This window comes from Streptomyces sp. NPDC058964 (assembly GCF_042741275.1).
Lineage (GTDB): Bacteria > Actinomycetota > Actinomycetes > Streptomycetales > Streptomycetaceae > Streptomyces.
In genome coordinates this window covers 9,691-16,749 of sequence record NZ_JBHYKH010000166.1, presented here as the reverse complement: position 1 = coordinate 16,749, position 7,059 = coordinate 9,691, and the positions used below count along the sequence as shown (strand labels likewise).

Genomic DNA, 7,059 nt, shown 5'->3' with positions numbered 1-7,059 from the left:
CTGTCGGTGAGTTGTCTTGGGGGGGGGGGGGGGGTCTCCCGCCCGGGGCGCTGCCTGTCTACTAACCCGCGGGGCTCCCCGGCCCCACGCCGCCAGGGTCAGTCCACCCGCTTGCGGGCGGCGAGGTGCTGCAAGCGTGCGGCGGTGCCGTCACGGCGGGCCCGCCACAGCCCATACTTGGCGAGCAGGCCGTTCGAGACCGTCAGGAGGGTCTTGTAGGGGGGTGCTGCCAGGCCCTTCGAGGTGTGGGGGGCGTAGATGGCGCCTTCGTCTGTGACAGTCAGCCAGCCGGTGAGTGTTCGCATGCCCAGCCCGATGCACTGGGGCTGGAAGCTGTGGGCGAGAAACCCGGCTCGCCTGCCGCCCGGAGGCAACAGCCCAGGGGGCACATCCAGGTGTAGCCCCGCCTCCGTGGGCCTGTCGACCGTGACCGGAACAATGACAGGCAAGCCGTCCGCGCCACGGTAAGCCAGTAGCCTGTGCGGTAGTTTGTGAATTTGTCGCATGAGTACGCCGACGTCGACCCGTGGTTCCGTACCGTTCTTCGGCGGCTTTTGTTCGGCAGGCACGTCCGGCCACGCGGCGCCCGTCACCGTCATCGCACCGCGCGTCCTCAGGTCGGGCCAGACAGCGACGCGGTCGATGCTGATGTCGACGAAGACGCGCTCCTGGTGGTATTCGCGCAGCAGCCAGTCCCAGATCGGCCCGCGTCTGGTCTTCCCGAGAAACGGCTCAGAGGCGCGCATCAGCTCGGCCAGTCGCTTTGGTGAGGGACGCAATTCGACGGATGCGGTGCCTTGCGCGAGTACGTACGAGCTCGTTGCGGCAAAGCCATGTTCACGCGTGTGATATGCGATCGATACGCGCGGATCCCGCAGGATGCGCTCCAATTTCCTCGGGAACCCGAGCGAGGTGGTGAAGCCGACAACGCCCGATTCCCGGTTTCCGATGCCTACCGGCGAGACGCTGGTCACCACGGCGCCGCCGGCCGGGGTGATATAGGCCACCGCGACCGTGAGGTCGCCTTTGATCGCATCGTCTGCTGCGTCCGGCCATCGAACGGGGCTCATGAGCCGGCTCCGCGAAGGATACGGAGATCATCCGTCGCCTGACGGCGCATTTCGGGCAGAAGCCGGAGGATCGACTCCGGAAGACCCTCGAGCACCAGTGCGACTTCATCCGAAGAGCCGACCTCGTCGAGGAGTCCGATCATCAGATGTCCGGCCGCGGGCGGCGTGCCCGCGATTACCCGTCGTGAGAATTCTTCCCAATCCGCAGGGAGGGGCTCCTCGTCGACCGGGCGGTCATGCACCGTGTCCCGTGCCTCGATGGCCGCAGCGTGCAGCGCAGCCCGAACCACGCCCTCGGTCCCGGCGTGGTCCTGATGTCGCAGGTTGGCGACGATGAAGGCCCGCAACTGCGCCACCGCCTCAAGCGGTACCGCGGGACGTAGGGCGGCCTCGGCCAGCAGGGCGGTAGCCACGCGATGCACCTCATGGGCAAGCCGGTTCTCAACGACGGCTACCGAGGAAATTTCTGAATTACCTTTATTCACGTACGGAGACCTCTCGACTAGATGATTCGATCGTTCATGTGGCGACGTACGGAAGCAACCACAGGTGGATGGCATTCAAGTCGCCCTGTGACCGCCCCCGTTTTCACTCCGTCCGGTTGGAGTCCCTATTCGGCGACTTCACGGAAATCATTAATGAATTTGTGACGCGTTGATCGCCGCAAGGCGTTTCATGTTGACGACGTTTGTGCCGCTGGGGTTGCCCGTCCCCAAGGCCTGGGGTCACACTGACCGCACGTCAACCATCGATTGCGGCACGCCACATGAGGCGGGGGCGCAGGGCGACAAGGAGTGCAGCGATGGCGGCCCACAGCGCGAGCGTGACGATGGGTTCCGTCGCGTGCGCGCCGCCGAAGTAGCTCAGGCTGCGGATTGCGCGGACGGCTGCGCCAGGTGGCAGCAGTGCCGAGACGACTCGGGCGGCGCTGGGCAGCAGATCAGCTCCTATGACGGCGCCGCTGGTGGCATTGCCGACGGTGAGCAGCACGAGGGTGGCGATGGGGAGGCCGGCTGGGCCGAGGTAGGCACCAAGCAGTTTGGTGGTGAAGGCGGCTGCGGCGGCCAGCAAGGTGAGGGTGAAGGCCAAGAACATGACGGGGGCCGGGACAGCACCCAGAACGGGGCCGGCGATGATCGCTGCGAGGGTGCCGATGGCCGCCGAAGCACCGCCGAGCAGCCAAAACCGGTGACGCAGGTGCAGGAGATCAGCCAGGCCGAGTGTGTTCGAGGCGAGGACGAAACCGGCCAGGGTCACGCCGAAGGCCATGTAGAAGCCAGTCAAGCCGCGGGCGTCGTAGCGAGCCAGGGGGACGACGTCATTCGTGGTGACGTGCATGCCCGCGCCGTTGGCGTAGACACTGACGAGGTTCTTCACCGCCGCCGTGGTGGATGAGCCATCCGCCCCGGCGATCTCGAGACGCAGCCTCCCTGCGCCGTCGGCGCTGAGCGCGGCGGCAGCGTCACCATGCTCCACTGCCTCACGCGCAGCCTCGGCGTCAGCGGCCAGGTGCACCTCGATGCTGTCGCCAAGGGCCTGGCGCATCCTGTCTGGCAGGTGGTGGGGCGCGGTGACAGCGATGGGAACCTGGTGAGGCTGGGGGTCGCGCTGCAGGCCGACGTAGCAGCCGATGAAGGCCGATACGACGACCAGGGCGATCAGAATCGGCTGGAGCCAGAGCTGTATCGGCGGGCGGCGGGCCTCTTTCGGCCTGGGCAGGAGTTCGGCTCCTGTGGACGCTTCTTGGCGTTCGGGGGCCGATCGGATAGGGGTTTCCAAGGCCGGGCCTTCTGGTTGAGGGACGTGGGGGGCGTCGAGGAAGAACAGGCGGGGGTCAGCAAGGCGGCCAGCTCTCCACCACGGCCCCTGACATTGCAGGCAACCGCGCGCGGGCATACGGGCAGCGACACTCAAAATATTTAAGAGCACATGCTCGCATCCTGCAAACGGCACACACCCGCACCGTCGGCGTGCGCCTCCGAGCCACCGCTCTCACGGCACGGACCGGCGCGAGCTCAAGGAGATGAGAGTCGTGACCAGATGCGGGCAGGACCCCGCTGCGGCAACGAGGCACGCTCTCGGCGGCGGCGCCGGGTGCGACATTCGCCGCGCGAACGCAGTGCGCACACCAGCCCCGAGGAGATCGACCAACGACGACACCGGATGAGACCCGGCTGCCACGGAGGCAGACCACCAGGATTCGACCGGGAGACATACCGTCGACGCAACATGATCGAGCGCTGCTTCAACCAACCCAAGGGCTTCCGTGGCATTGCCCGACGACCCGGGCGTCAGCCTGCAGCATGGCGGCTACCAGCACACGTGCGCTCATGTCGATGACGTCGACGCAGCGCGCACCGAACTCGCCGAGCGCGGCATCGACCCCATCGGCGAGCCTTTCGAGATCGAGGACATCAGCCGCCGCCTCACGTCTTCCGGGACCCGTGGGGCAACATGATCGAGCCGTCCCAGAGCTCCCCGGCGCCGGCTCCTGGCCGCCCCCGCTACGCCCTGGACGGCGTGTTCACCCGAGCCCTGGAGCAGACCCAAGCCCATGCCGGGGCCGTCGGCGACATAGGCTCGCCGTGCAGATCGAATCCACCATCGTCCGCGCTCACCAACACTCCGCCGCCCTGGTGACACCAGGACAACGCCACGGCAGTGTCCGCGCGCGGCCCCTGATGGAACGGATCCGTGTTCCTCGCACCGGCCTTGGCGCGCTGCAGGCCCCACCAGGTCACCGTCGACCATTAGACGTACAGCTCCCGCGGTTGCCCCACGGCCGACGGAGCCGGACGGCCCAGGCGCCCGGGCTGGGCAGCGAGGCTTGCCCCCGGGGATCGTCGCCTCAGGACTCGTCGGCGAGGAAGTGCTCGGCGAGGGGGGTGCCGGCGAACTTCTTGTTCATCTCGCGGGAGAAGAGCAGCAGCGTGTTGCGCGGACGATGGAGTACCGCGAGTTCCTGGGCCTGTCCGGCGGCGTTGCGGGTGACCGTGACGACGACCTTCATGGGCTCGCCGAGGACCGAGGCGTCGTAGATCTCGAGGAAGCCGTTGTCACCGAAGTCTCCGGTGAAGCTGAAGTCCTGGAACTCGTACAGTTCGCGGGCCTTGACCACGATGGCGCGGACCGCCTCCGCGCCACGCGCGGTGCCGTTCATGGCGGCGCCTTCCAGGGTGACGTCGTCGGCCAGGTTGTCCAGCCACCATGGGTAGTAGCTGAGTCCCTGGCGGTCGTTGTCGCTGTTTTCCGCGTTCGCCATGTCTTGTCTCCTTCGAAGATCCGGCCGTGGCCGCTTGCGTATGGATCGGCTGCCGGTGGTTCCAGCGAGCAGATATGAGCATATGCTCTTAATTTCCCGGTAGCAAGCCTGCCCTCCGGCGGCAAGGCGCCGCCGGGAGCAGAGCCTCCGGGTCACCGGGGGCGCAGGCGGCCAGGTTGGCCAGGCTGCGCTTGATGTGCGCCCACGCGCCCTCGACCTGAATGAGGTCGGACGCACACCCGGGCCCATCGCCTGCAGCACAGCACACCGGGGCGAGGTGCGCGACCTCGCCGTATGAACACGTATACAACCCTCACACACTTAGGACTATGAGCTCGCATCCGGGCGTCCACAACGCCCTTGAGCCTGGCCTCTCACGGTCGGCACGCAGCGAACCAGCCGGACGACGCCGGCCCGGCGACCATCACCTGGCGCGCCGCCAGCCCCCAACCGCACTCGCGATCCATCCGGAAGGCCGGACAGCAGCTCGCCAATCAGGGGCGAGGCGGTGCGGTGACCACCCCTTACATCCCCTTAACAACTAAGAGCATATGCTCCTAATTGCAGGTCGTCCCCGAGAGGGTCATGACGCTGGCGCGCCTCGATGAGGCCCTGCACCAGTCCGTCGCCTCAGGCAGCGGGGAACACATCGGTGTGACCCACGATGAGGCTGCGATGCCGTCGGGCAACACGCGGCACAGCCTGCCATCGACCTGAAGGGTGAAGCACACTGAATACAAAGCAGGCTCGCGACAAGTAATGCCGCACAAACCGCCTCGCATTCTCCCTTCAGGTGCCGAATAGAAGCCCAATCGAACGGAGTAAGGAATGCCGAACATATCCAAGGTCAAGAAGCTTCGCTCTCTGAGCGCTGCCGCAGGCGTCGCGCTGACCCTCGCCGGCGCCGTGGCCGTTACGCCGGCATCGGCGACAACCACTGATCATCATGTCGCGCGTGACGCCCGTGACCACTCACGCAACTTCGAGCGTGACTACTCGACGGGTTTTGAGCGTGACCGCTCGAAGAACTTCGAGCTGGTCGGCAAGCAGACCCAGTACGAAGAGATCGATCTGGGAAAGAAGGGTGTCAGCCTGGGCGACGAACGGGTGGTGACAGAGGACCTCTACCGTGACGGCAAGAAGGTCGGCGACCACGGCGTGGTCTGCACGTACGTCCGGGTGGACCCGGGACTGCTTCAGTGCCTGGGAACGTTCTCCCTGCCCGAGGGGCAAATCGCCGGACAGGCGCTGCTTCACCTGCCGGCCCCGCAGTCCGTCGATGTCGCCATCACCGGTGGAACGGGCGCCTACCACAACGCCCGCGGCTACATCACGACGGTTCCCGCTGGCACTACGGAGCGGCACTTCAGCGTCCACCTCGAACGCTGACGCCCCGGCAAGGAGCGGCTCGGACTGTCGACACCCTGTATCCCGACCGCACTTTCGCCGGCTGGCCCATGAGCAAGGGGGGTAGCCGCTCTGCGAGCGGCCCAGCTCGCGGATTCGCGAATGCCGAGAATACGACTCCTGCTCGGAGCTTGAGCAAGGACGCCCAGGAAATCAGCGACAGAGCCCTTTCAGCCGTACTTTCCTGAGAGTTTCGGCAAATACGTGGGCACCGCCGTCGGCCGCGGCGGTGCCCCTCCGGCGGTGCCGTTCCGGTCGGCGTCGTCGCTGTGCACGGTCCCCGTAGGTCGCCTCATTAACGGTCCAATAGTCCAGCCGAAAGGCTTTCGTCCGTGAAAATAGCTAATTCTGAAAGTACTCCGGTGGCTGTCGTCGAGACCCGGCTTACCCATGAGGTGCATCGTGTGGCTACCGCCCTCCTGGCCGAGGCCGCCCTACGCCCCTCGGTGCCATTCGAGGAGCTGGCGCAGTTGCGGGACTTCCTCGTCGCGAACCTGCGGCACCATCACGAAGCCGAGGACAACGACCTGTGGCCGCGGATCGTCGCGGCTGCACCGGCCACAGCGCACACACTCGACGCACTGAGTGAAGAACACGAGCGGCTGGATACCGCGCTTGACCGACTGGCTTGTGTGCTCATCAGTAGCGGTGAGACCGGCCGCGAAGGCGCGGGTCCGGCCGCCGGCCGTGAAGGCGCCGGGACCGCGAGCGCGGTTCGGGCTGCGCTGCACGCTGCGGCCGTCGACGTACGGGACACGGTGCATGACCACCTCGTCCATGAGGAGACGATCCTTTTCCCCGCGCTCCGCGACCACGTCAGTCCTGCGGATTGGGAAGACTTCTCGCGACAAGTGATCGCGAGCACGCCGCCCATCGCCGGACACCTGATGATCGGCTTCCTCGACGAGATCGGCACAGCCGACGAGGTCGAGCTGGTGCTCGCAGGCCTCCCGGAACCACTTCTTTCGCTTCTGCCCGAAATGCGCCGTCAGGCGGTGGACGATCTCCGCTCCCTCCGCGGAGACGGTTCGTGAGCACCGCTCCCGTTCGCAGGCCGGACCCGGCAGGCGTCGCAATGGCAGCCTCGCCCTGATGCGCCGGCCACGTGGGCCCGGCGGGCGGCAACCTCGGTGCGCCGATACGTGTGACACCGGTGCCATGCCGCCACCAAGTTAGGTATTGCCTGTGGGCGTCCTGCTGTTTACAGTCTCACCCATCATCGAATAGATTAGAATACACACCCCCGGCGCGTGTGGGAAAAATAAGGATAATAGAAGCTCAAAAACCCCAAGGGGGGGCCCGTGAGGAAAAGATCGGGAG

General features: G+C 66.3%; 7 protein-coding genes. 3 read left to right on the top strand and 4 right to left on the bottom strand.

Features of this window, described 5'->3' with window-relative positions; genetic code table 11:
- Positions 1–98: 98 nt before the first annotated feature.
- From ACFW2E_RS21335 to ACFW2E_RS21325, 3 genes are all read right to left on the bottom strand, one after another.
- Positions 99–1,070 carry a hypothetical protein gene (locus ACFW2E_RS21335; protein ID WP_384468643.1) on the bottom strand — a complete coding sequence of 324 codons (972 nt, stop codon included), beginning with the start codon at positions 1,068–1,070 and terminating at the stop codon, positions 99–101.
- Positions 1,067–1,483 carry a hypothetical protein gene (locus ACFW2E_RS21330; RefSeq protein WP_384468642.1) on the bottom strand — a complete coding sequence of 139 codons (417 nt, stop codon included), beginning with the start codon at positions 1,481–1,483 and terminating at the stop codon, positions 1,067–1,069. Before ACFW2E_RS21330 ends, ACFW2E_RS21335 begins: the two co-directional genes overlap by 4 nt.
- A gap of 328 nt (positions 1,484–1,811) precedes the next feature.
- Positions 1,812–2,849: a hypothetical protein gene (locus ACFW2E_RS21325; protein WP_384468641.1), complete on the bottom strand. Its 1,038-nt coding sequence runs from the start codon at positions 2,847–2,849 to the stop codon at positions 1,812–1,814.
- A 487-nt stretch (positions 2,850–3,336) separates the two neighbouring features.
- Here ACFW2E_RS21325 and ACFW2E_RS21320 point away from each other — a divergent pair, with 487 nt between their 5' ends.
- Entirely contained in the window at positions 3,337–3,528 is a 192-nt protein-coding gene (locus ACFW2E_RS21320) for a VOC family protein (protein WP_384468640.1), read from the top strand.
- A gap of 390 nt (positions 3,529–3,918) precedes the next feature.
- On the opposite strand, the gene ACFW2E_RS21315 is transcribed toward ACFW2E_RS21320, so the two are convergent.
- Positions 3,919–4,332: a hypothetical protein gene (locus ACFW2E_RS21315; protein ID WP_266593921.1), complete on the bottom strand. Its 414-nt coding sequence runs from the start codon at positions 4,330–4,332 to the stop codon at positions 3,919–3,921.
- An 828-nt stretch (positions 4,333–5,160) separates the two neighbouring features.
- Between ACFW2E_RS21315 and ACFW2E_RS21310 the strand changes: the two genes are divergently transcribed.
- Both ACFW2E_RS21310 and ACFW2E_RS21305 read left to right on the top strand, forming a co-directional pair.
- The gene (locus ACFW2E_RS21310) at positions 5,161–5,721 is read left to right on the top strand and encodes a hypothetical protein (protein ID WP_384468639.1); all 561 of its coding nucleotides are present in this window, start codon (positions 5,161–5,163) and stop codon (positions 5,719–5,721) included.
- 380 nt (positions 5,722–6,101) lie between these two features.
- Entirely contained in the window at positions 6,102–6,773 is a 672-nt protein-coding gene (locus tag ACFW2E_RS21305) for a hemerythrin domain-containing protein (RefSeq protein WP_384468638.1), read from the top strand.
- The last annotated feature ends 286 nt before the right edge of the window (positions 6,774–7,059 follow it).